The organism is Pseudomonas sp. ME-P-057 (assembly GCF_030208975.1).
Taxonomy (GTDB): domain Bacteria; phylum Pseudomonadota; class Gammaproteobacteria; order Pseudomonadales; family Pseudomonadaceae; genus Aquipseudomonas; species Aquipseudomonas lutea.
In genome coordinates this window covers 167,790-190,890 of the sequence record NZ_JARVSX010000033.1, presented here as the reverse complement: position 1 = coordinate 190,890, position 23,101 = coordinate 167,790, and the positions used below count along the sequence as shown (strand labels likewise).

The window sequence follows — 23,101 nt, the reverse complement described above, 5'->3', positions numbered from 1 at the left end:
CTCGATCAGTGCGGCGCTTCGGCTGCGTGGTTGAGCGAATATTTCGGAATTTCAACAGTGAGGTCTTCGGTACCCACCTTGGCCTGGCACGCGAGACGCGAGTGGGCTTCAAGGCCCCATGCGCGATCAAGGAAATCCTCTTCCAGCTCGTCTGCTTCTTCGAGGGTGTTGAAGCCCTTGCGAATAATGCAGTGGCAAGTGGTGCAGGCACACACGCCGCCGCATGCGCTCTCGATCTCGATGTGGTGGTCGTGTGCGAGCTCCAGAATCGACTTGCCGACTTCGGCCTCGACAACCATCCCTTCCGGGCAATGCTCGGCGTGTGGCAGAAATGTAACCTGCGGCATCAGTTATTCCTCAATCTCATTCAGGTTGCGTCCGGACAGCGCGGCTTTTACCGTCGAGTCCAGGCGGCGGGCGGCGAACGCATCAGTCACCTGAGACAGACGCTTGGTCTGCTGCTCGATGGCCGCGCCGTCGACGCCCTTCATCAATTCACGAAGTTCTTCCATTTGCAGGTCGATGACCATGCGCTCTTCCGCATCAAGCAGACGCTCGCCATCGGCCTGAAGCGCGCCTTCTACCGCCTCAAGCAAACGCTGAGCATCCACTTGCTGCTCACGCAAGGCGCGAGCAACCATGTCATCGCCGGCATACTGGAATGAATCCTTGAGCATGCGGGTGATTTCGCCGTCAGTCAGCCCATAGGAAGGCTTGACCTGAATGCTGGATTCCACGCCCGACGCCAGCTCGCGAGCCGAGACGCTGAGCAGCCCGTCGGCATCGACCTGGAACGTAACGCGAATCTTGGCGGCGCCGGCGACCATCGCTGGAATGCCACGCAGGTCAAAACGCGCCAGTGAACGACAGTCGCTGATCAGTTCACGCTCGCCTTGCAGCACGTGGATCATCATGGCCGACTGGCCGTCTTTGTAAGTGGTGAATTCCTGCGCACGGGCAACCGGGATCGTCGTGTTGCGCGGAATGACTTTTTCCATCAATCCGCCCATGGTCTCCAGGCCCAGGGACAGCGGGATGACATCCAGCAACAGCAGCTCGCCGCCATCACGCTTGTTGCCTGCAAGGGTGTCAGCCTGAATCGCTGCGCCAATGGCAACCACTTGATCCGGGTCGATCTCGGTCAATGGCTGGCGGCCGAACAACTCGCCCACCGCGTCGCGAACGCGAGGCACACGGGTCGAACCGCCGACCATCACCACCGCCTCAACCTCGTCCAGCTCGATGCCGCAATCGCGGACGGCGCGGCGACAGGCTTTAAGGCTACGCGCGATCATCGGCTCGATCAGTGCGTCGAACGCCGCACGGGTGAGGACGCCCTGCCACTCGCCGTGAGCGACACTGACAGTGTCGGCGTCGGTCAAGGCTTCTTTTGCAGCACAGGCAGTTTGCATAAGGCGGCGCTGGGCAGCCGGATCCAGGTCATCGGACAGACCGGCTTCGGCGATGATCCACGTTGCAATGGCATGATCGAAGTCATCCCCACCCAATGCACTGTCGCCGCCAGTGGCCATGACCTCAAAGACGCCGCCAGTCAGACGCAAAATCGAAATATCGAAGGTGCCGCCGCCTAGATCGTAAATGGCGACTACGCCTTCGGCGTTCTGATCAAGGCCATACGCCACGGCAGCAGCCGTAGGCTCGTTGAGCAGGCGCAAGACAGTGAGGCCGGCCAGCTTGGCCGCGTCTTTGGTTGCCTGACGCTGGGCGTCGTCGAAATACGCAGGCACGGTGATAACTGCGCCGACCAGTTCGCCACCCAGTGTTTCTTCAGCGCGCTGGCGAAGCACCTTCAGGATGTCCGCCGAAACTTCAACCGGGCTTTTTGGCCCCTGCACGGTTTCGATGAATGGCATGTGGGATTCGCCACCCGTGAAGCGGTAAGGCAATTGCCCACCCAGATGCTTCACATCGGAAATCCCGCGGCCCATCAGGCGCTTGACCGAAATAATGGTATTCAGCGGATCGGTGGCAGCGGCAGCTTTGGCGGACTGGCCGACCTCGACGCGATCAGCGTGGTAGCGAACGGCAGACGGCAGGATCACCTGGCCTTCCGCATCGGGAAGCGGTTCGCTGATGCCGCTGCGCAGAGCAGCCACCAGCGAATTAGTGGTGCCAAGGTCGATACCGACAGCCAGGCGACGCTGATGAGGTTTTGGAGCTTGGCCGGGTTCGGCGATCTGCAGTAGAGCCATTGCTTTTCTGATATCACTGGCGAGCCGCCCCAGAAGGACGGCGCGGGGTTAATCGTCGAGGCGCTCTTCGAGCTGGCGCACTTCGTAGGAGAGCTTGTCGAGGAACTGCATGCGGCGCATCAGCCTTTCAGCCTGATCACGCTGCGCAGCATCGTCCCAACAGGCCGCGAAGCTTTGGTTCAGTTCTCCTTGGGCAACCTTCAGCCGGCGCTTGAATACCGCGACACCTGCGAGGTCCGCTTCATCATGAAGGTCTTCGAGCTCTTCGCGCCATTGCATCTGCTGCATCAGAAACTCGGGGTCCTGGACAGTGACCTCAAGCGGAACTTCGCCTTTCAACGCCAGCAGATAACGCGCCCTTTTCGGCGCACTCTTCAGCGTCTGGTAGGCGTCGTTCAAGCTGGCGGAGCGTTCCAGCGCAACCCGTTGCTCGCCCTCGGGGGCGTCTGCAAAACGGTCGGGGTGCACGCTCCGGGCAAGCTCACGGTAGCGGGTCGCCAGCAGGTCGAGGTCAAGATTGAATCCCGGCTGCAGGTCGAATAAAGCGAAGTGACAAGGAGTACCCACAGTAAGCCTCAGACGTTGAAGCTTTCGCCGCAGCCACATTCACCGCGCGAATTGGGATTGTTGAACTTGAAGCCTTCGTTCAACCCTTCCTTGACGAAATCGAGCTCGGTCCCGTCGAGATACACCAGGCTCTTGGGATCAATGATCACCTTGACGCCATGGTATTCAAAGACGGTGTCTTCGCTCTCCGGCTGATCGACGAACTCAAGCACATAGGCAAGACCCGAACAACCGGTCGTACGAACGCCCAGACGAATGCCGTCACCTTTGCCACGCCCATCAAGGGAGCGGCGTACATGATTGGCGGCCGCTTCGGTCATACTGATAGCCATCGGAACTCCTTACTTCACGCAAGTTACTTAACGCAGCGAAACACGCTCTGTTCAGAGCAGGCCTTTCTTCAGCTTGTAGTCGCGAACGGCCGCCTTGATAGCGTCCTCGGCGAGCACCGAGCAGTGAATCTTCACTGGCGGCAGCGCCAGTTCTTCAGCCAGCTGAGTGTTTTTGATGGTCTCTGCTTCGTCCAGAGTCTTGCCCTTCATCCACTCGGTAGCGAGGGAACTGGAAGCAATGGCAGAGCCACAGCCGTAGGTTTTGAATTTGGCGTCTTCGATGATGCCTTGTTCGTTAACCTTGATCTGCAGACGCATCACATCGCCGCACGCCGGAGCGCCGACCATGCCAGTGCCGACGTCTGGATCTTCCGCATTCATCTTGCCGACGTTGCGGGGGTTTTCGTAGTGGTCAATGACCTTTTCGCTGTAAGCCATGGTGCAATCCTCATCAGTTACAAACGTCGCTCTCGGGGCACTCGGAACAGGGGTCCACGAGTGCCTCAGGGGGTGGCGACTTCGAAATTAGTGCGCCGCCCACTCGATCTTGGAGATGTCGACACCGTCTTTGAACATGTCCCACAGCGGCGACAATGCGCGCAGCTTGGTAACGGCCTCGCAGACTTTCTGCGCGGCGTAATCGATCTCTTCTTCGGTGGTGAAGCGCCCGAACGTGAAACGGATCGAGCTATGGGCCAACTCGTCGTTGCGGCCCAGGGCCCGCAGCACGTAGGACGGCTCAAGCGAAGCCGAGGTGCAGGCGGAGCCGGACGATACTGCCAGATCCTTGAGCGCCATGATCAGCGACTCGCCTTCAACGTAGTTGAAGCTCAAGTTGAGGTTGTGCGGCACACGAGCAGTCATGCTGCCGTTGACGTACAGCTCTTCGAGATGAGCAACCTGCTGGTAGAAGCGATCGCTCAAAGCCTTGATGCGAACGTTTTCGGCAGCCATGTCTTCCTTGGCCACGCGGAATGCCTCACCCATGCCAACAATCTGGTGCGTCGCCAGCGTACCGGAACGCATGCCGCGCTCATGACCACCGCCGTGCATGGCGGCTTCGATGCGTACGCGAGGCTTGCGGCTGACCCACAGCGCGCCGATACCCTTGGGACCGTAGGTCTTGTGGGCAGAGAACGACATCATGTCGACCTTGAGGTTAGCCAGGTCAATTTCAACCTTGCCGGTGGACTGTGCGGCATCGACGTGGAAAAGCACGCCGCGGGCGCGGGTCATTTCGCCGATTGCAGCGATGTCGTTGACGGTCCCGATCTCGTTGTTGACGTGCATGATGGAGACCAGAATGGTGTCATCACGCATGACAGCTTCGATCATGGACGGCGTGATCAAACCATCGGTCGTCGGCTCGAGGTACGTAACTTCAAAACCTTCACGCTCCAGCTGACGCATGGTGTCAAGCACGGCTTTGTGTTCGATTTTGCTGGTGATCAGGTGCTTGCCCTTGGAGGCATAGAAATGAGCCGCACCCTTGATAGCCAGGTTGTCAGACTCGGTTGCACCGGAGGTCCAGACGATTTCACGAGGGTCGGCGTTGACCAGGTCAGCGACCTGGCGACGAGCATTTTCGACCGCCTCTTCCGCCTTCCAGCCAAAAACGTGGGAGCGCGACGCCGGGTTACCGAAGTTGCCATCAACCAGCAAGCAGTCGCTCATTTTCTGTGCAACGCGCGGATCAACGGGGGTCGTCGCGGAATAATCGAGGTAAATTGGCAATCTCATTGAATATCTCCTATCGGGCAGGCGCGCCGCGCGTTCATCTGCGTTCACTCAACGGCGGATGTTTCAATCTTGTCCAGTGGCTGCGTCTTGCTACCGCAACGGCGCAAATCCTGACGTTGGGCGACTTCTTGCACTTCACGACGAGTGACAAGGTCGGCCAGGCTGATACCGCTTAGAAACTCGTGAATCTGCTGACTGAGGTCGCACCACAGATGGTGGGTCAGACAGGTGTCGCCAGCGTGGCAATCACCGAGCCCCTGGCAGCGCGTTGCGTCAACCGATTCGTTGACCGCGTCGATTACCTGCGCTACCTGAATGCCCTGCATGTGGCGGGACAACTGATAACCGCCGCCAGGACCGCGCACGCTGGAAACCAGATTGCCGCGGCGCAGCTTGGCGAACAGTTGCTCGAGGTAGGAGAGGGAAATCCCCTGCCGCTCGGAGATGTCGGCCAGGGACACTGGCCCGTGCTGCGCATGCAATGCCAGGTCGAGCATGGCAGTCACAGCGTATCGGCCTTTTGTAGTCAGTCGCATGGCGTGTACCGCGGAGGTTCGGAATGAGGGCGAGTATGCTATTCCCGAGTATTTAAGTCAACTATAAGACCCAGTGGAATAGTCGGGATTACCCGCAAAAGCGCGGCCGCATCATAGCAAAACCGCCCCCCTATTGGCACGCCCGCTGTGTTACGGCGCTCCGTGGCGCTTATTTGCCAGCAACCGGAGCCTCACTGCGCTCCTTCATGCACTCGAACACTTCCTGACGCAGCTCGGGCAGTTCCTTCTCCCGGTACTCGCCGCCCAGGCTCTTCAGCGCCCGGCCCATGTCCTCGACGCGAACATCCATCGCCTGAAGATGATCGAGCAGTTGCCCGATTGCGCGAGCGACAGGGTCCGGCATGTCCTCGCTGACGCCATAGGCATCGAAGCCGAGCTTTTCTGCGATGGCCTTTCGCTTGGCTTCAGCCTGATCATCGGACTTGACGATGATCCGTCCCGGAATGCCCACCACCGTCGCTCCGGCAGGCACTGGCTTGGTCACAACCGCGTTGGAGCCGACCTTGGCGCCGGCGCCCACCGTGAACGGCCCGAGCACCTTGGCACCCGCACCGACCACAACCCCAGACTCCAGAGTCGGATGGCGCTTGCCCTTGTTCCAGCTGGTGCCGCCCAGCGTGACGCCCTGATAAAGGGTGACGTCATCGCCAATCTCGGCAGTTTCGCCAATAACGATGCCCATCCCGTGATCGATGAAAAAACGCCTGCCGACCTTGGCCCCAGGATGAATCTCGATACCCGTCATCCAGCGACCGAAATTGGACACCATGCGTGCAGGCCACTTCAGCTCGTTGCGCCACAGCCAACCAGACAACCGATGCAGCCAGATCGCGTGCATGCCGGGATAGCACGTCAGCACTTCAAAGGCATTACGCGCAGCGGGGTCACGGTGAAAAACGCTTTGAATGTCTTCTCGAAGGCGCTCGAACATCACTGATCCTTCCGCTTATAGGGCTCACCGTGAGCGGCTTTCTGCGTCTCGGTCAGAATGCCGCGCAAGATGCTCATCTCGGACCGGTTGACGCCGGAGCGTCCATACAGCCGCCGCAGCCGTGCCATGAGGTGACGAGGCTTTTCTGGATCAAGGAAGCCAATCGTGACGAGAGTGGATTGGAGATGCTCATAGAATTTCTCCATCTCATCCATCGTCGCAAGCTCGGTACTGCGCACCGAGTTGACCTCGAACTTTTCGACCTTGCTGGCCTGCCCTTCAGCGGCAAGCCAGGCCATGCGGGTCTCGTAGCTCAGCACTTGAACAGCCGCAGCAAGGTTCAACGAACTGAACTCGGGGTCTGAAGGGATATGCACATGGTAGTGGCAGCGCTGCAGCTCTTCATTCGTGAGGCCTGCGTACTCACGGCCGAACACCAGTGCGATCTCTTCACCCTGCCCAGCATGCTCGACGGTCTTGACGCCCGCCTCCCGGGGATCCAGCAGCGGCCAGGGGATACGACGGTCACGGGCACTGGTGCCCAGCACCAAATTACAGCCCACCAGCGCATCTTCCAGCGTTGCCACGACCTGAGCGCCTTCAAGAATATCGCCCGCCCCGGAGGCACGGGCATCGGCTTCGTGGTGTGGAAACAGAGCGGGATCAACCAGCACCAGCCGCGAAAGGCCCATGTTTTTCATGGCACGCGCAGCGCCGCCGATATTTCCGGGGTGGCTGGTACCGACCAGGACGACACGAATATTTTGCAGCACTGGTGAAGTCTCGCTAGCAGGTGAAAAGGGGGACGAATGTTACAGAAGCGCTTGCCTCAGCGCCACGAACCTTGCGCCCGACCCTCTTGATACTCTCCTGAAATGGGGAGCGCCACCCTCGTTCCGTTGCTGGCAACCCGACCGGACGCTTGGCAAAGTCGGTACTCGCGCTGGAAATCGTCCAAGAGAACCCATAGAATGGCCGGCTCTCTTTAACGACCTAGGTGATCCATCCATGCAGCCCATGCTGAATATCGCGCTGCGCGCCGCCCGCAGCGCCAGCGAATTGATTTTCCGCTCCATCGAGCGCCTGGATACCATCAAGGTCGACGAAAAAGACGCGAAAGATTACGTGACCGAAATCGATCGCGCCGCCGAGCAGAGCATCATCACTGCACTGCGCAAGGCGTACCCGACCCACGGCATCCTTGGCGAAGAAAGCGGCCTGCACGAAGGCAGCGGCGAAGGCACCGACTACCTGTGGATCATCGACCCGCTGGACGGCACCACCAACTTTGTACGCGGCGTCCCTCACTTCGCGGTCAGCATCGCCTGCAAATACCGCGGCCGCCTGGAACACGCTGTTGTTCTGGACCCGGTGCGTCAGGAAGAATTCACCGCCAGCCGTGGTCGCGGTGCTGCACTGAATGGCCGTCGCTTGCGCGTCAGCCCGCGCAAGAGCCTTGAAGGCGCACTGCTCGGCACAGGTTTCCCGTTCCGCGAGAACCAGCTCGATAACCTCGACAACTACATGAACATGTTCCGTTCGCTGGTCGGCCAGACTGCCGGCATCCGTCGCGCAGGCGCCGCGAGCCTCGATCTGGCTTACGTAGCTGCCGGTCGCTTCGATGCGTTTTGGGAGTCGGGCCTGTCGGAGTGGGACATGGCTGCAGGCGCTTTGCTGATTCAGGAAGCGGGCGGTCTGGTCAGCGATTTCAACGGCGGTCACGACTTCCTTGAAAAAGGCCACATCGTTGCCGGCAACACCAAGTGCTTCAAAGCCGTACTGACTTCGATCGCACCGTTCGTTCCGGCTTCGCTCAAGCGCTAAGCCCGGCAACGCACAAAAAAACCGGCCATGTGCCGGTTTTTTTTGTGCCGCACTTCCCTCTCACTCAAACAAAAAAAGCACCCGAAGGTGCTTTTTTATAGCGCTGATGCTTATTGGGCCGCTTGGCTCAACTCCAGCTGGCCGTCTTTGTTGACGGCGATCTTACTGCCTGGATCGCGGTCCATACGCACCTGCCCGACCTTGTCGTTAAGCTTGTACTTCACGTTGTAGCCGACCACTTTGTCGCTGATATCGTTGACGGTGTTGCAGCGCGATTCGGTAGTCGTATAGGTATCACGATTCTGCATACCCTCCTGCACCTTGTTACCGGCGTAACCTCCACCGACAGCGCCGGCAACTGTGGCAATTTTCTTGCCGTTACCGCCACCCACCTGGTTACCGAGCAGGCCACCCGCTACGGCTCCGATAACGCTCCCCACGATCTGATGCTCGTCCTTCACCGGGGCGCGGTGAGTGACTGCGACGTCTTTACAGACCTGACGAGGGGTTTTGATTTGTTCTTTCACAGGCTCAACGGCGAGTACGTCTGCGTACTCCGGGCCGTTATTTTTTACGAGGCTATAGGTGGCCAAAGCACCACCGGCGGTCACACCGACAGCACCCAATACAGCACCAATTAGCAACGACTTGTTCACGTGAACCTCCTGACGATATTCAGCGCGATCGCTCGCACTACTCCCAGCCTTGGAGCACAAAAAAAGGCGCGAGTTCACACTCGCGCCTTTTAAGGTGATGGCCGGTTACCAGTATCGGTTACGGAAGGTCATCCACTTTGTCGACTGTCACGGGCGGCAGCAGGTCTTCACTGCGCAGATTCAGCCAGATCAGCACCACGTTAGCGATGTAGATCGACGAGTAGGTACCCGCCAAAACACCGATAAACAGCGCGACCGAGAAGCCATGCAAGCTGTCACCACCGAAGATCCACAAGGCGACGATTGCCAGCAGTGTGGAGATCGAAGTCGCCATGGTCCGAAGCAACGTCTGCGTCGTCGAGATGTTGATGTTCTCGATCAACGATGCCTTGCGCAGCAGACGGAAGTTTTCACGCACCCGGTCGAATACAACGATGGTGTCGTTGAGCGAGTACCCGATGATTGCCAGCACTGCGGCCAGCACGGTCAGGTCGAACGTCACCTGGAAGAACGACAGGATCCCCATCGTCACCACAACGTCGTGAATGAGAGACACAATCGCCCCCACCGCAAACTTCCACTGGAAGCGGAAGGCCAGGTAAACGAGAACCCCGCCCAGCGCCAGCAACATGCCCAGGCCGCCCTGATCACGCAGCTCTTCACCAACCTGAGGGCCGACGAATTCAACACGTTTGACGGTTACCGGGTTGTCGGCACCGGTCTTGCGCAGTGCTTCGGCCACCTGCGAGCCCAGCTGCGGGTCTTCACCCGGCATGCGGACAAGCAGGTCAGTGGTCGCGCCGAAGCTCTGCACAACCGCTTCGGTATAACCGGAAGCCACCAGCTCTTCGCGAACCTTGTGCAGATCGGCAGGACGCTCGTAGGTCAGCTCGATCAGCGTACCGCCGGTGAAGTCCAGACCGAAGTTCAGCCCTTTATAGAACCAGCTGAACAACGCCACGACGGTGAGGAGCATGGTAACGGCGAACGCAGTGTTGCGAACGCCCATGAAGTTGATAGTACGTTTCATGGCAGCCCCTTAAATCCACAACTTCTTGAAGTCACGACCGCCAAAGATCAGGTTGACCATTGCGCGGGTCACCATGATGGCTGTGAACATCGAGGTAAAGATCCCGAGGGACATGGTGACCGCAAAACCCTTCACCGGGCCTGTGCCCATCGCAAAGAGAATGCCGCCGACCAACAGCGTCGTCAGGTTGGCATCGAGGATGGCAGTGTAGGCGCGGTCGAAACCTTCGTTGATCGCACGCTGCACTGTCATGCCATTGGCAATCTCCTCACGAATCCGCGAGAAGATCAGCACGTTCGCATCGACCGCCATGCCCATCGTCAGAACGATACCGGCGATACCCGGCAAGGTCAGTGTTGCACCCAGCAGCGACATCAGCGCCAGCAGCATGACCATGTTGAAGGCCAGCGCCACGGTCGCGATCACACCGAAGAAGCGGTAGATGGCGATGATGAACAGCGAGACGAACAGCATGCCCCAGAGGGAGGCGTCGACGCCCTTGGTGATGTTGTCGGCACCCAGGCTTGGACCAATGGTGCGCTCTTCAGCGAAGTACATCGGCGCAGCCAGACCGCCAGCGCGCAGCAACAGCGCGAGCTCGGAAGACTCACCCTGGCCGTTGAGGCCGGTGATGCGGAATTGAGCACCCAGCGGCGACTGGATAGTCGCCAGGCTGATGATCTTCTTCTCTTCCTTGAAGGTCTGAACCGGCACGTCCTTTTCGACGCCATTGACCATCTGCTTGGTGTAGGTGGTGGTCGGCTTCTGCTCGATGAAGATCACCGCCATGCTGCGACCAACGTTCGCGCGGGTGGCGCGGCTCATCAGATCACCACCATGACCGTCCAGCTTGATATTCACCTGCGGACGGCCGTGCTCGTCAAAGCCGGCCTTGGCATCAGTCACCTGATCACCGGTGATGATCAGACCACGCTCGACCGGCGCCGCTGGGCGACCGCCCTCGCGGAATTCGAACATCTCGGTAGTGGCTTTGCTGTCGTCGGGACCAGCACCCAGACGGAACTCGAGGTTGGCTGTCTTGCCGAGAATACGCTTGGCTTCTGCAGTGTCCTGAACACCCGGCAGCTCGACCACGATACGGTTGGCGCCCTGACGCTGAACCAGTGGCTCGGCAACACCCAACTCGTTGACACGGTTACGCACGGTGGTCAGGTTTTGCTTGATCGAATACTCACGAATCTCGGCGATCTTGGCCGGCGTCATCGCCAGGCGCAGGATCGGCATTTCGCCGCGATCGCTGGTGGTGATATCGAAATCGGTGTAGTCCTTGCGGATCAGAGCACGGGCCTGTTCACGGGTGTCAGCATCGCTGAAGCCCAACTGGATAGCGCCGTTGTCCTGTGGGAGGCTGCGATAACGCACTTTTTCCTTGCGCAGCAGGCTCTTCACTTCGCCTTCGTACACGTTCAGACGCGCACTGAGGGCCTTGTCCATGTCGACTTCCAGCAGGAAGTGCACACCGCCGGACAAGTCCAGACCCAGCTTCATTGGCGTGGCGCCAATGCTGCGCAGCCAGTGCGGAGTGGTCTGAGCCAGGTTGAGTGCGACAACATAGTCGTCACCCAGCGCCTTGCGGGCGACATCTTTGGCTGGGAGCTGGTCTTCCTGCTTGGTCAGACGCAACAAACCGCCCTTGCCATTCTCGGCCAGAGACGCGCCCTTGACCGCGATGCCAGCATCGGTAAGCGCTTTGCTCACGCGATCCAGATCAGCCTGATTGACCTGCAGCGCAGTACTTGCACCGCTGACCTGAATAGCCGGGTCATCAGGGTAGAGATTGGGTGCGGAATAAATAAAACCGATCACCAGCACTGCCAGGATCAGGATGTATTTCCACAGAGGGTATTTGTTCAACATCACGCCGCCTGCTTATAACGCGGGGCGCCTTGCGCGCCCCGTCGATTGGTAAAAGACTGGAATCAGATGGCTTTCAGAGTGCCCTTGGGCAGGGTGGCAGCGATGGCGCCCTTCTGGATCTTCAGCTCTACGGTGTCGGACACTTCGATAACAACGAAGTCATCAGTCACTTTGTTGATCTTGCCTGCAATGCCGCCGGTAGTGACGACTTCATCACCCTTCTGCAAGTTGCCCAGCAAGTTCTTTTGTTCCTTGGCGCGCTTGGCCTGTGGGCGCCAGATCATCAGATAGAAGATGACCAGAAAACCAACCAGGAAAATCCACTCGAAACCGCCGCCCATAGGGCCTGCAGCAGCAGGGGCAGCCGCATCCGCGAACGCGGAAGAGATGAAAAAGCTCATTTAACACTCCAGTTGCATATTTTAATAATAGGAAGCAGAAAGACCGGATGTCGCTCAGTCCAATAACGGCGTCGCAAGCCCGCGTTTGGCATAGAACGTGTCGACAAAGGCGGCCAATGTACCTTGTTGAATAGCCTCGCGCAAACCAGCCATAAGCAGCTGGTAATGGCGCAAATTATGGATCGTATTGAGCATGCTCCCCAGCATTTCGCCGCACTTGTCCAGGTGATGGAGATAGGCGCGGGAGAAGTTCTTGCAGGTGTAGCAATCGCAGGTTGGATCCAGCGGCGACTCATCGTAACGGTGAAACGCATTACGGATTTTCAGAACACCGGTGTCGATGAACAAATGACCGTTGCGCGCGTTACGCGTAGGCATCACGCAGTCGAACATGTCGACTCCGCGGCGCACACCTTCAACCAGGTCCTCGGGCTTGCCTACACCCATAAGGTAACGAGGTTTGTCAGCGGGCATGCGACCCGGCAGGTAGTCCAGGACTTTGATCATCTCGTCCTTGGGCTCGCCCACCGACAGGCCACCAATCGCCAGACCGTCGAAGTCCAGTTCGCTCAAGCCTTCCAGCGAGCGCATGCGCAGGTTCTCGTGCATGCCGCCCTGAACGATGCCAAACAACGCCGCCGTGCTTTCGCCGTGAGCAATTTTGGAACGCTTGGCCCAACGCAGCGACAACTCCATGGAGGTGCGCGCAACGTCTTCATCCGCCGGGTACGGTGTGCATTCGTCGAAGATCATCACGATGTCGGAGCCGAGATCACGCTGAACCTGCATCGATTCTTCAGGACCCATGAACACTTTCGCGCCGTCGACCGGGGAAGCGAAGGTCACGCCCTCCTCCTTGATCTTGCGCATCGCACCCAGGCTGAACACCTGGAAACCGCCGGAATCGGTCAAGATCGGACCTTTCCACTGCATGAAGTCATGCAGGTCGCCATGGCCCTTGATCACTTCGGTGCCGGGACGCAGCCACAGGTGGAAGGTGTTGCCCAGAATCATCTGGGCGCCAGTGGCCTCGATGTCCCGCGGCAGCATGCCCTTGACCGTGCCGTACGTGCCAACCGGCATGAACGCAGGCGTTTCGACAACGCCACGGGGGAAGGTCAGACGACCGCGACGCGCTTTGCCATCGGTGGCCAGCAGCTCGAAAGACATACGACAGGTGCGACTCATGCTTGATCCTCTGGGGCCGATTCCGTCGGGGTTGATTCTTCGGGGGCGGTCGGCGCGGGATTGCGGGTGATGAACATGGCATCCCCGTAACTGAAAAAGCGGTAACCGTGCTCCACCGCAGCCGCGTAGGCCGCCATGGTCTCGGGATAACCGGCGAACGCCGAGACCAGCATCAACAGCGTGGATTCCGGCAAATGAAAGTTCGTGACCAGCGCATCGACCACGTGGAAGGGTCGGCCCGGATAGATAAAGATGTCGGTGTCGCCGCTGAACGGCTTGAGCACGCCGTCGCGTGCGGCGCTTTCCAGCGAACGCACGCTGGTCGTGCCCACTGCGATCACCCGACCGCCGCGCGCTTGACAGGCCGCTACGGCGTCGACCACTTCCTGAGTAACCTCAAGCCACTCGTTGTGCATGTGGTGGTCTTCAATACGCTCGACGCGTACCGGCTGGAACGTGCCCGCCCCGACGTGCAGCGTGACGAATGCGGTCTCGACGCCCTTGTCGGCAATGGCGTTCATCATCGTCTGGTCGAAATGCAGGCCTGCGGTCGGCGCTGCCACCGCGCCGGCACGCTGGGCGTAAACGGTCTGATACCGCTCGCGGTCGGCATCGTCGTCAGGACGGTCTATATAAGGAGGCAAGGGCATGTGCCCGACCCGCTCGAGCAAGGGCAGCACCGGCTCGGCGAAACTCAGCTCGAACAGCGCGTCATGGCGCGCGACCATTTCAGCCTCGCCGCCGCCATCGATGAGGATGGCAGAGCCGGGCTTGGGCGACTTGCTGGAGCGCACATGGGCCAGCACCCGGTGTTGATCGAGGACGCGCTCAACGAGGATTTCCAGCTTGCCGCCCGAGGCCTTTTGACCGAACAGCCGCGCCGGAATCACACGGGTATTGTTGAAAACCATGAGATCGCCGGGGCGCAAATGCTCCAGCAAATCAGTGAATTGGCGGTGTGCCAGCGCGCCGCTTGGCCCGTCGAGGGTCAGCAAACGGCTGCTGCGTCGCTCCGCCAAAGGATGGCGCGCGATCAATGAATCCGGGAGCTCGAAGGTAAAGTCAGCGACACGCATGATGGGGTTCGTCTAGCAGGGCCGGGAAGTTTAGCGGAATAAGTGAAAATTGACCATGAAACATGATTGACCAACGGTAGGCTCATCTCTATACTTCGCCGCCATTGAGCCCTGATGGCGGAATTGGTAGACGCGGCGGATTCAAAATCCGTTTTCGAAAGAAGTGGGAGTTCGATTCTCCCTCGGGGCACCAGCACAATGAAGAAAGGCCTTGATTTTCAAGGCCTTTTTTTTCGTCTGGCGTAAAGTTGGCGTAACCATCGAGATTTCTCCATGAAGCACGGACATACTTTACCGCTCCAGCGCTGCCCACATTGCAATGTCGCCAGTCCTAATCTTCGCGCTAGCAGTAACGCTCAGTCCGAAAGTGACCGCGGTGAAAACCTGCGTGAGTGGTGGACCTACGAGTGCAGAACATGCGGAGGGATGGTGATGGCGGTAGCGCCTGTTTTCAACAACGGTTCAGGCCGCCAGGACATTACGCACATCTGGCCCGCTCCACAGTTTGTAAATGAGTCTGTACCCGAGCGTGCACGTACATTCTTGGAGCAAGCGATTGCGAGCATCCACGCCCCAGCAGGCGCGGTGATGCTCACGGCATCATCCGTCGACGCCATGCTGAAAGAAAAAGGCCTGAAGCAAGGAAACCTTTACAAGCGCATAGACGCCGCCGCCGCGCAGCATTTGATAACGGCGGAAATGGCATTGTGGGCACATGAGGTGCGTCTAGATGCAAACGACCAGCGACACGCGGATGAAGAAGCGGTGATGCCCAATGCGGCTGACGCCAGCAAGGCTATCGAATTTGCGACTGCACTGGCCCAGTTCCTATTTGTGCTTCCAGCACGAGTTGCTCGGGGCAGAGGCCAGCAGTAGTGGGGGCCAGCCCCCCAAGTAGACAGCGGGCCTTCGACTCCCTTCACCCGCTCTAGTGGCTTCAAGGCTTCCAGCAGTTCCGATGCGTCGTTGCGCAAAGCGGGTGACGATTAGTTAATCTGGAAGAGCTTGCGCGCCATAGCGAACGCACGAGCGCTGACGGACCTTAGGCTCCAACGCTGGCCCCATGCCTATCAGGCTTTTTATGTTGACCCATGGGAAATGGGTAAGGAGGGTCAGTTATTTGCGCACCTGTCTAAGAGCTTCGTTTGATGCACCTTTGCGACCGGTTGCTGAGGTTAGCGTTTGGGTTATGAATAGTGAATTTACTAACCCTAATCGATGTTAAATAATCAATAAATAATATCCTTTAAAATCAGATAGTTACAGATAAATAACTTTCGCGATTACTGTAATTAACCCTCCAGTGTTAGTTCTACAGCCCAGCAAATTCAGGCCGTTGCGCGTCCCTGCACCCCCGAAATAGAAAACTTACCCTTTTCCCGAGCCGACTCCGAAATTCGCCTGTTTCTCACGTCTCGGTCGAACCTCGAAAAGTCAGCCCTTCGCAGGTTTCCGCAGGGCTTAAACCGCCTCAAATCTTTCCATCAGCCCTCAGCCAGCCTTGGATCAATCGGGATGCAGAAGCGCAGAAAAAGCGACCTATTTAGACCGCAGGCGAGGTGGGGGGATGACGGCGCGCGCTGCTGGATGGTCGAGGCTCCGGTTCAAAAATGGTGCGACTGAGGCAAGCAGGGTGGCTGGGAAGGTTCGTCGATTTTGGCCGCCGTATGAAGGGACTGCGAAATGTAAAAAGGGTTAGCAGGGGCTCGGTTTTGGCCGCGAGGTATGCTGTAATGCCCACACCAAACATCACCAAGGAATGGACATGGCAGCCGCGGTTATCTCTTGTATAAACCTGAAAGGCGGAGTGGGGAAAACTGCGCTAGCAGTTAACTTGGCAGCTTATTGCGGGTTATTAGGTAAGAAGACCCTTCTTATTGATTTAGACCCTCAAACAAATGCGAGCTTCTCCGCTGTAGGAGTCGCGGCATGGCAGAAACACGTACGTGATAATGGCTCAGTAGCAGATCTTTTGGGCGCCAGAAAGCACACCTCTGCTGACGGAACAATTAAAGACGCACACCAAACTATTTTTCATGATGTATTCACAAACGTTGATCTCATTCCTTCACATATTGATTTATTCACAGTTGATTTGGATTTAGCGGGTGCGACCTCGCGGGAAACTAGGCTTAGAAGAGCGCTCAAGGACGTCATCGACGAATATGAAGTTGTAATTTGCGATTGCCCGCCGAACCTCACAATTCCAACGCAAAATGCACTAGCTATTAGCACCCATTACGTGGTTCCAGTTTCCTTGGATTTTCTGTCAGCTATCGGTGTCGGGCTTTTGCTAAAACGAGTTCAAGAGTTTTGCACCGACCTCGAGCATACGCTGGAAAATATTGGCATTGTTATTTCTCGAGTGGGTCGCCCAGCGTTGCATCGAGCTGAGACCGAAGCTACTTTGAGAACGCAATTTAAGAAATCCGTGCTCACTGCGAAAATTTCTGAACGTGTTGCCGTAAGTGCTTGTGCGCAAAAGCAGATTTCGATATTTGATTCAAAAGACGAGATATCGACACATGAGTTTGTGAGCGTTTGTAAAACACTGTTAAAAAACTCGGGGATTGCTTAATGAAAGCCCATGAACTTTCAAAGGCTTTACTGGTATTGTCGAGAACCTTGAAAGCAGGCCCAGACGTTGACGTAGAAGAGTGGTCAACCCCAAGTAGAATGGCGCCATCAACGAGACCGTCCAATCTAAGGGAAAGCGATATTCCGGCAGCACTTTATACCTTGGTCAAGCTCAATGACGTGAGTAAATCTCAGTGGTTGTCTTTAATGAAAGAATACAACATTGATATCGAAATTCGCGCGCGTGACGCCAATCGAGATATTGTAGGCAAGATCCTTAACTACTTGGCGGCGAACCCCTTAGCCCGAGAAAATCTGCTTAGGACAGGCTCGAAGAAGAACGTTACCGAATCTACGGAACTCGCCAACGCACTTAATTTGCTGCTGAAGTAATGGAACAGTTCAAATTAGAGGTTTTAGCAAATTTTGAGCGTACCTTTGTTGCGACCAGAGTCGGTATTGAAACAACGCTTCAAGAGCTTGAGGCCCACAAAGAAAAGTACGCTTCGAGCTATCATCGCCTTGTTTCTCTTCAGGCATGGAGATCCGAGTTGCTATCCGATCTACTGAGCAGTGACTCGGAGGAGTTTTTTCGAGAGGCTCATAATGATGCATTAATGTCGCACGCCTTAGCTCGGCAAGGGGCTTGGCGAGTGGCTCTAATGTCGCTCAGAAGCCTTATAGAGAACACTCTGTTTGGGTTATATTATTGCGACCATCCGGTAGAGCTTAAGCAGTGGATAGACGGAGAGCACAGGCTAGGCTTCAGTGAAACTGCCTCTTATTTACTTCGCCACCCAAAACTTAAGAATCTGGATTCTTCAATTACAGGTCTTGAGGCGCTTAAGTCAGAGTATGCGACGCTATCAAAGGCAGTGCATGGCTCTGCAAAAGCGTTCCGAATGTCTCGGGATGGGGTAGTTTCAGGATTAAATTTAAATTCGCCAACTGATCTAGGAGCATGGAGTACGCGGGAAAAATCTACGGTGACAGCGCTGAATTTGCTGCTAATGTGCTTTTTCGCAGAACATTTGAGGGGTGCGGCGCTGCCAAATCTTCGTAAATCCATCAGCCTAGCTGTACCTGCAACTAAGCATGCCGCCATAAAAGCAGCGTTGCATATCACACTCAGACATTAGGCAACCAAATCGCTACTCACGTTGTCTGGGAGTTTTTAGAACTCCCTCTTTGTCAGCAATTTGGTTGCCAATGCTGTTGCGGTCTTGCTGTGAGTGGGCCGTTATGCCCCCAGATACTCTTCATAAGCTTTAAACCGCACAACCTCTTCCCCCACCCACTCATTCAACTGCATCATCCTCGCCTGAATCGGCTCCAGCTCATTGGCCGCATAAATCTGCGCTGCCTCCCTGATGGACCCAAACCCACCAGCATTCTGCGGAACAATCCCCATCAACTGCGGCGGGATCCGCAAGCTGGCCAGCACATCATCACGCGTCTGATTCTTGATCGAGTTGAATTCATCCTTCGCCGTCACCTCGCTCACCGGAATGATCTGGAGCCCGTCCTTCTTCCCGTTCGGTGAATACACAAATAGGTTGCGGAAGTTGCCAGGCCCCTTGGAGTCCTTCAGTGCTTTACGTAGGGACTCGACGTCCGCCTCGTTCTGCGCGGCGTCGGTCATGTAAAGGATGAACCCGGCGTGGCTGCCGTTCTCGTAATACTTGCGGCGGAACAGGGTGGCCGACTCGTTCAACAGTGCCGACTGCAACGCGCTGATCCACTCCGGCAGGCCGTACACCTCCTGGTGCAGATCTGCCTCGCGCAGATGAAAGATCGTGCCTGCTTCAAACTCGTGCTCGCTCTTCCAGCCTTGAACCATGAAGTGCCGGCCGTCTTTACCGGACCGCATGTATTTCGCCAAGGGCGGCTTCAACTCCATCACCTGGCCCAGCACGGAGCGACGCGACTCCAGGTAGCCGTTGCCCAGACAAAGGAAATCCAGAGCGAACTGTTCAAACGCCGCCCTGGACAACAGCCGGTGCGGGATGAACGTCTTGCTTAGCAGATTGCGCTTGAACATCAGCCCCGAATGCAGATGCACGCTGCAGCCCACCGAGCGAGCTAGGCCATCCAGCGACAGCGGCGGCTCGTACCACTTTCCGTTGAACCAGCACTCCAGGTAATCGAATAACTCCCGGCCGCTCAGCACTGGCGAGGGATCGCCGAAGCTGAACGCTTCGATCTTGCCTTCGGCGCGCGGTATGAATTCCTGGGTAGCCATGGTCGTTGCGATTGGTAATTGCGGGGGGTATTTGCGGCGTCTCGACATCAAAAAATCTCCATCCGCCCTGTGTTGGCAGTGGTCTGCCCTTCAAGCGGTTCGTTGTGCAATGCGTGGAAGAGCGCCCACGCCAAGTCGGCATGGCCGGTAGTGTCGTTGCGCCCCGCGGTGTAGGTGAATTGGCGTCCGCCGGCGGTGATGGTCTTGCGGATCGCCATCAGCGACTGCGCCATGTCGGTCCAGCCGGCGTCGAATTCCAGTCGACCGCGGTGGATGACGTCGTAAGCCTTCAACACCAGGCGTGTTTTGACTTCCGGGGAATAGCTGAACGTGGTGACGTTGGGGAAAAACTGGCGCACCAGCTGCGCGACGCCGCTACCAAGCCCGGTGACATCAATGCCGATGTAGGTCACCCAGTAACGATCGCAGACGGCCTTGATGACGCTGGCCTGCGCGGCAAAGTCCATGCCCCGGAACTGGTGACGCTCCAGCACCCGGAATTTGCCCCCGGGCACGAGTGGCGGCGCGACCACCACCAGTCCGGAACAGTCGCCGGTTTCTGCGGGGTCATACCCTACCCAGACGTGCCTATCACCAAATGGGCGCATGGCGAACGGCTTGTAGTCCTCGGCCCATTCTACCCAGCTGTCAACCATGCAAGGTTGCAGCGTCGACAGCGGGAAGATGCTCGACCCATCGTCAACGAATTCGCACATCAGCAAGTTGGCAAACGCTTCGGGGCTGTATTCGCGGCGCAGCTCCTCAATATCGAACAGGTCACAGCCGCCCTGCTCCGCATCCAGGATCGTGACGATCTGGCGCCATAGACGGTCTTCGCAAAACCGCCCCTGCTGGAGCGCGCCATGGGCCACGTCGACTTTGGTGTGTTGAGCCGCTGGCTTGCCCTTATTGAAGCGCTCGCCAGTCCAGAATGTGTAAGCCTCATGGGCCATGCTGGACGGTGTAGAGAAATAGGTTTTCCGCCACTTCTTGTGCATCGCCATGCCCGACGCGACCTTGTTCAGCTCCTCGAACTTAAACGTCCAGAAGAACTCGTCGAAGTAGAAATTCCCGTGGTAGCCCTGGGCGGTACGGGCATTAGTGCCGAGGAAAAACAACTCGGCACCGTTGGGCAAGACGATAGGGTCACCGGTCAACTCGACACCGATCACCTCGCGGGCGAACGCTTGGATATATCCCCGAAACAGGTAGGCCTGGTTCTTCGACGCGGACAGGAAAATCTGATTGCGCCCGGTCTCCAACGCATCCAGAAAAGCTTCCCGCGCGAAGTAGTAGGTGGCGCCGATCTGCCGACTTTTGAGGATGACGCGGGTCCGCTGATTGCCGGCCCGGTACCAGTCCTTCTGATAATCGAAACAACCGTCGATAAACGCCTCGCGCAGCAGCTCGATCTGCTCTTCGCTGATGTCGTTCTTCGGAGTCTTTTTCTTTGGGCCTTCGTTGCGTTTGGCCAGATTAGGGTTGAGATCAGTTTCGGTACCGCCGCCCTGAAAGCGCTGAATGCGAGCCTGGCGTTCAAGCTGGCGGTGCAACAGATCGATCTCTTTGAAATCCCCGCCGCTCTTGCCCTCCTTCAGAATCAGCTGAACCAGCCGCGCCTCCAGTGCGCCACCGATACGCTCGACATTATCGGCCCGGTCCCACTCGTCTCGGGCCTTCCAGCTGTGTAGGGTTTTCTCCTTCTCGCCTGTTGCTTCGGCAATCTCGCAGACACGCCAGCCCATCCAGTACAGAAACTTGGATTGGCGCCGGGGATCGATGGGGAGCAGCTCACTGGTATTCATGGCCGCGATCCTGCCGCTCACGCGCGCGAGTCAGTAGCCGCGCCAGTTGTCGTCCTTTGCGCTACAACCCCGCGCCGTTGCCGCAACGCGCGCGCGTCCCGAACATGCCCTCATCGCAACGCACCGCACCGCACCGCAACCCAAGCGTGCGTCAACCGCCTTGAGGGCTTCAGGCATGAAGAAATTTCGCAGCAAATGGTTCCGGGTCGCCGTCGAGGGCGCGACCACCGATGGACGTCGTATCGAGCGTGAATGGATCGAGCAGATGGCGTCCAGTTACGACCGCAGCAAGTACGGCGCCAGGGTCTGGATGGAACACATTCGCGGCACGCTGCCGGACTCGCCGTTCCGCGCCTACGGCGACATCCTCGCTGTGAAAGCCGAAGACGTCGAAATCGACGACAAAAAAGTTCGTGCACTGTTCGCCCAGATCGAGCCGACCGATGACCTGGTGAGCATGGTCAACAAGCTCAAGCAGAAGATCTTCACCAGCATCGAAGTGCGCGAGAAGTTTGCCGACACCGGCAAGGCCTACCTGATGGGCCTGGGCGTCACCGATACCCCCGCCAGCCTGGGCACCGAAATACTCGCGTTTTCTGCTCAGCACCCCGACGCCAGCCCGCTCAAGGCGCGCAAACAGTCCCCGGACAATCTGTTCACCGTCGCCGAAGAAACCGAACTCGTCTTCGAAGAGTACGAAGAAAAACCAAGCCTCGGCGCCCAGCTATTCAGCAAGGTGCAGGAGTTGCTCAAAGGCAAGCAGATCAAGGATGACAACGAATTCGGGGCCATCGGCCAAGCGGTCGAAGCCATCGCCGAACATGGCAAAGACCTCGCCGAGCAGGTCACTGCAGCGCATCAAAATCACGGCGAACTCAGCAGCCAGGTCCAGCAGCTAAGCACCGACCTGAGCGAGCTCAAATCCATCTTGAGCAAAACCCAAGATCACAATCAGATCCAGCGCCCACCGGTAACCGGCAGCGGCAACCAAGCCCTGGCGCAATTCTGACCTGACGGCCCGAACAGCCAGCCTATACCGGAGAACCCAATGCGTAATGACACTCGAAAACTCTACACCGGCTACCTTGGCCAAGTCGCAAAACTCAACGGCGTTGACTCGGTCGGCGCCACTTTCAACGTGGATCCGACCATTCAGCAACGGCTGGAAACCAAGATCCAAGAGTCGAGTGAATTCCTGACCAAGATCAACATTATCGGCGTCGACGAGCAGGAAGGGGAAAAGGTCGGTCTCGGGGTCGGCGGCACCGTCGCCAGCCGAACCAACACCAGCGTGCAGGCCCGCACGCCACGTAGCATCGGCACGCTGTCCGACGATAAATACAAAGCTGAGCAAACAGATTTCGATACTTTCGTCAGCTACAAGCAGCTCGACGCCTGGGCGAAATTTCCCGACTTCCAGCCCCGGCTTTCGAGCGCCATCGCCCATCGCCAAGCGCTCGACCGCATCCAGATCGGCTTCTACGGCGTTACCGCGGCGGAGCAAACCGACCGCACGGCGCACCCGCTGCTCGAGGACGTGAACATCGGCTGGCTCCAGCAGTACCGAACCCATGCTCCGGATCGGGTGCTGAAGGAAGGCGCCATCGCCGGCAAAATCACTATCGGCAAAACCGGTGGCTTCAAAAACATTGATGCCCTGGTGTATGACGCCATCCAGCTATTGGACCCTTGGTACCGCCGCAACCCCGGACTGGTGGTGATGACCGGCCGCGAGCTCGTGCATGACAAGTTCCTCGCTCTGGTCAACAACGACCAGGACGCCACCAACAAACTGGCAAGCGACTTGATCATCTCGCAGCGCCGCGTGGGCGGGTTGCCGCTTTACGAGGTGCCGTACATGCCGGAAGGCACGATCCTCATTACGACCTTCAGCAATCTGTCGGTGTACTGGCAGATCGGAGCCCGTCGGCGCTACATCAAAGAAGAGCCCGAGTGGAGCCGCGTAAGCAACTTCGAATCCTCAAACGAGGCGTATGTGGTCGAGGAATACGGCATGGGCTGCCTGCTGGAAAATATCGCGCCCGTAGACGCGGAAGCGCCCGGCACAGGCGACGAGGGCTAAC

At 57.7% G+C, this 23,101-nt stretch carries 24 protein-coding genes and 1 tRNA gene; 8 read left to right on the top strand and 17 right to left on the bottom strand.

Annotated features, from left to right (window positions below; translation table 11 throughout):
- Positions 1-5: 5 nt before the first annotated feature.
- The 9 genes from fdx to trmJ form a co-directional block, all read right to left on the bottom strand.
- On the bottom strand, positions 6-347 hold the full coding sequence (gene fdx, locus QRN48_RS17485; protein WP_037012490.1) for an ISC system 2Fe-2S type ferredoxin: 342 nt from the start codon (positions 345-347) through the stop codon (positions 6-8).
- A 3-nt stretch (positions 348-350) separates the two neighbouring features.
- Positions 351-2,213 carry a Fe-S protein assembly chaperone HscA gene (gene hscA / locus QRN48_RS17480; protein ID WP_191944372.1) on the bottom strand — a complete coding sequence of 621 codons (1,863 nt, stop codon included), beginning with the start codon at positions 2,211-2,213 and terminating at the stop codon, positions 351-353.
- Between the two features lie 48 nt (positions 2,214-2,261).
- Positions 2,262-2,780 (bottom strand): co-chaperone HscB, encoded by a 519-nt coding sequence (gene hscB, locus QRN48_RS17475; RefSeq protein ID WP_285351961.1) that lies wholly within the window; start codon positions 2,778-2,780, stop codon positions 2,262-2,264.
- A gap of 8 nt (positions 2,781-2,788) precedes the next feature.
- Entirely contained in the window at positions 2,789-3,112 is a 324-nt protein-coding gene (gene iscA / locus QRN48_RS17470) for an iron-sulfur cluster assembly protein IscA (RefSeq protein ID WP_037012494.1), read from the bottom strand.
- Positions 3,113-3,163: 51 nt separating this feature from the next.
- Entirely contained in the window at positions 3,164-3,550 is a 387-nt protein-coding gene (gene iscU / locus QRN48_RS17465; RefSeq protein WP_037012495.1) for a Fe-S cluster assembly scaffold IscU, read from the bottom strand.
- Positions 3,551-3,637: 87 nt separating this feature from the next.
- Positions 3,638-4,852, bottom strand: a complete 1,215-nt coding sequence (locus QRN48_RS17460) for an IscS subfamily cysteine desulfurase (protein WP_285351959.1) — start codon at positions 4,850-4,852, stop codon at positions 3,638-3,640.
- A gap of 44 nt (positions 4,853-4,896) precedes the next feature.
- Positions 4,897-5,388: a Fe-S cluster assembly transcriptional regulator IscR gene (iscR, locus tag QRN48_RS17455; protein ID WP_037012498.1), complete on the bottom strand. Its 492-nt coding sequence runs from the start codon at positions 5,386-5,388 to the stop codon at positions 4,897-4,899.
- Positions 5,389-5,557: 169 nt separating this feature from the next.
- Complete coding sequence (cysE, locus tag QRN48_RS17450; protein ID WP_037012500.1) at positions 5,558-6,340, bottom strand: serine O-acetyltransferase; 783 nt, start codon at positions 6,338-6,340, stop codon at positions 5,558-5,560.
- Complete coding sequence (gene trmJ, locus QRN48_RS17445; RefSeq protein ID WP_285351957.1) at positions 6,340-7,113, bottom strand: tRNA (cytosine(32)/uridine(32)-2'-O)-methyltransferase TrmJ; 774 nt, start codon at positions 7,111-7,113, stop codon at positions 6,340-6,342. The genes cysE and trmJ overlap by 1 nt, the downstream gene beginning before the upstream one ends.
- Before the next feature lie 235 nt (positions 7,114-7,348).
- Here trmJ and suhB point away from each other — a divergent pair, with 235 nt between their 5' ends.
- A complete protein-coding gene (suhB, locus tag QRN48_RS17440) occupies positions 7,349-8,164 on the top strand; it encodes a type III secretion system regulator SuhB (protein WP_074886357.1) in 816 nt (271 codons plus the stop codon).
- 110 nt (positions 8,165-8,274) lie between these two features.
- On the opposite strand, the gene QRN48_RS17435 is transcribed toward suhB, so the two are convergent.
- The 6 genes from QRN48_RS17435 to queA form a co-directional block, all read right to left on the bottom strand.
- Positions 8,275-8,820 (bottom strand): glycine zipper 2TM domain-containing protein, encoded by a 546-nt coding sequence (locus QRN48_RS17435; RefSeq protein WP_285351955.1) that lies wholly within the window; start codon positions 8,818-8,820, stop codon positions 8,275-8,277.
- A 118-nt stretch (positions 8,821-8,938) separates the two neighbouring features.
- A complete protein-coding gene (gene secF, locus QRN48_RS17430) occupies positions 8,939-9,850 on the bottom strand; it encodes a protein translocase subunit SecF (RefSeq protein ID WP_191944367.1) in 912 nt (303 codons plus the stop codon).
- Positions 9,851-9,859: 9 nt separating this feature from the next.
- Positions 9,860-11,728, bottom strand: coding sequence for a protein translocase subunit SecD (gene secD, locus QRN48_RS17425; protein ID WP_037012507.1), 1,869 nt, complete (start codon positions 11,726-11,728; stop codon positions 9,860-9,862).
- 62 nt (positions 11,729-11,790) lie between these two features.
- Positions 11,791-12,129: a preprotein translocase subunit YajC gene (gene yajC, locus QRN48_RS17420; protein ID WP_037012510.1), complete on the bottom strand. Its 339-nt coding sequence runs from the start codon at positions 12,127-12,129 to the stop codon at positions 11,791-11,793.
- Between the two features lie 54 nt (positions 12,130-12,183).
- Positions 12,184-13,299, bottom strand: a complete 1,116-nt coding sequence (gene tgt / locus QRN48_RS17415) for a tRNA guanosine(34) transglycosylase Tgt (protein WP_191944513.1) — start codon at positions 13,297-13,299, stop codon at positions 12,184-12,186.
- A 14-nt stretch (positions 13,300-13,313) separates the two neighbouring features.
- Positions 13,314-14,393: a tRNA preQ1(34) S-adenosylmethionine ribosyltransferase-isomerase QueA gene (gene queA, locus QRN48_RS17410; protein WP_285351951.1), complete on the bottom strand. Its 1,080-nt coding sequence runs from the start codon at positions 14,391-14,393 to the stop codon at positions 13,314-13,316.
- A gap of 108 nt (positions 14,394-14,501) precedes the next feature.
- On the opposite strand from queA, the gene QRN48_RS17405 reads away from it, so the two are divergent.
- The 5 genes from QRN48_RS17405 to QRN48_RS17385 all read left to right on the top strand — a co-directional run bounded on the left by QRN48_RS17405 (position 14,502) and on the right by QRN48_RS17385 (position 18,109).
- Positions 14,502-14,586: transfer RNA gene (locus tag QRN48_RS17405), tRNA-Leu, on the top strand.
- A 239-nt stretch (positions 14,587-14,825) separates the two neighbouring features.
- Positions 14,826-15,269: a DUF4145 domain-containing protein gene (locus tag QRN48_RS17400; protein ID WP_285351949.1), complete on the top strand. Its 444-nt coding sequence runs from the start codon at positions 14,826-14,828 to the stop codon at positions 15,267-15,269.
- An 889-nt stretch (positions 15,270-16,158) separates the two neighbouring features.
- Positions 16,159-16,971: a ParA family protein gene (locus tag QRN48_RS17395; protein WP_285351947.1), complete on the top strand. Its 813-nt coding sequence runs from the start codon at positions 16,159-16,161 to the stop codon at positions 16,969-16,971.
- Positions 16,971-17,363, top strand: a complete 393-nt coding sequence (locus tag QRN48_RS17390; protein WP_285351945.1) for a hypothetical protein — start codon at positions 16,971-16,973, stop codon at positions 17,361-17,363. The genes QRN48_RS17395 and QRN48_RS17390 overlap by 1 nt, the downstream gene beginning before the upstream one ends.
- A complete protein-coding gene (locus QRN48_RS17385; RefSeq protein WP_285351943.1) occupies positions 17,363-18,109 on the top strand; it encodes a hypothetical protein in 747 nt (248 codons plus the stop codon). The genes QRN48_RS17390 and QRN48_RS17385 overlap by 1 nt, the downstream gene beginning before the upstream one ends.
- 101 nt (positions 18,110-18,210) lie before the next feature.
- Here the strand turns inward: QRN48_RS17385 and QRN48_RS17380 are convergent, their stop codons facing one another.
- Together QRN48_RS17380 and QRN48_RS17375 are read right to left on the bottom strand one after the other, a co-directional pair.
- Positions 18,211-19,260, bottom strand: coding sequence for a phage portal protein (locus QRN48_RS17380; RefSeq protein WP_285351942.1), 1,050 nt, complete (start codon positions 19,258-19,260; stop codon positions 18,211-18,213).
- The gene (locus QRN48_RS17375; protein ID WP_285351940.1) at positions 19,260-21,017 is read right to left on the bottom strand and encodes a terminase ATPase subunit family protein; all 1,758 of its coding nucleotides are present in this window, start codon (positions 21,015-21,017) and stop codon (positions 19,260-19,262) included. Before QRN48_RS17375 ends, QRN48_RS17380 begins: the two co-directional genes overlap by 1 nt.
- A 175-nt stretch (positions 21,018-21,192) precedes the next feature.
- Between QRN48_RS17375 and QRN48_RS17370 the strand changes: the two genes are divergently transcribed.
- Positions 21,193-22,026: a GPO family capsid scaffolding protein gene (locus tag QRN48_RS17370; protein ID WP_285351938.1), complete on the top strand. Its 834-nt coding sequence runs from the start codon at positions 21,193-21,195 to the stop codon at positions 22,024-22,026.
- A 39-nt stretch (positions 22,027-22,065) separates the two neighbouring features.
- Positions 22,066-23,100, top strand: coding sequence for a phage major capsid protein, P2 family (locus tag QRN48_RS17365; protein ID WP_285351937.1), 1,035 nt, complete (start codon positions 22,066-22,068; stop codon positions 23,098-23,100).
- Position 23,101: the final 1 nt, after the last annotated feature.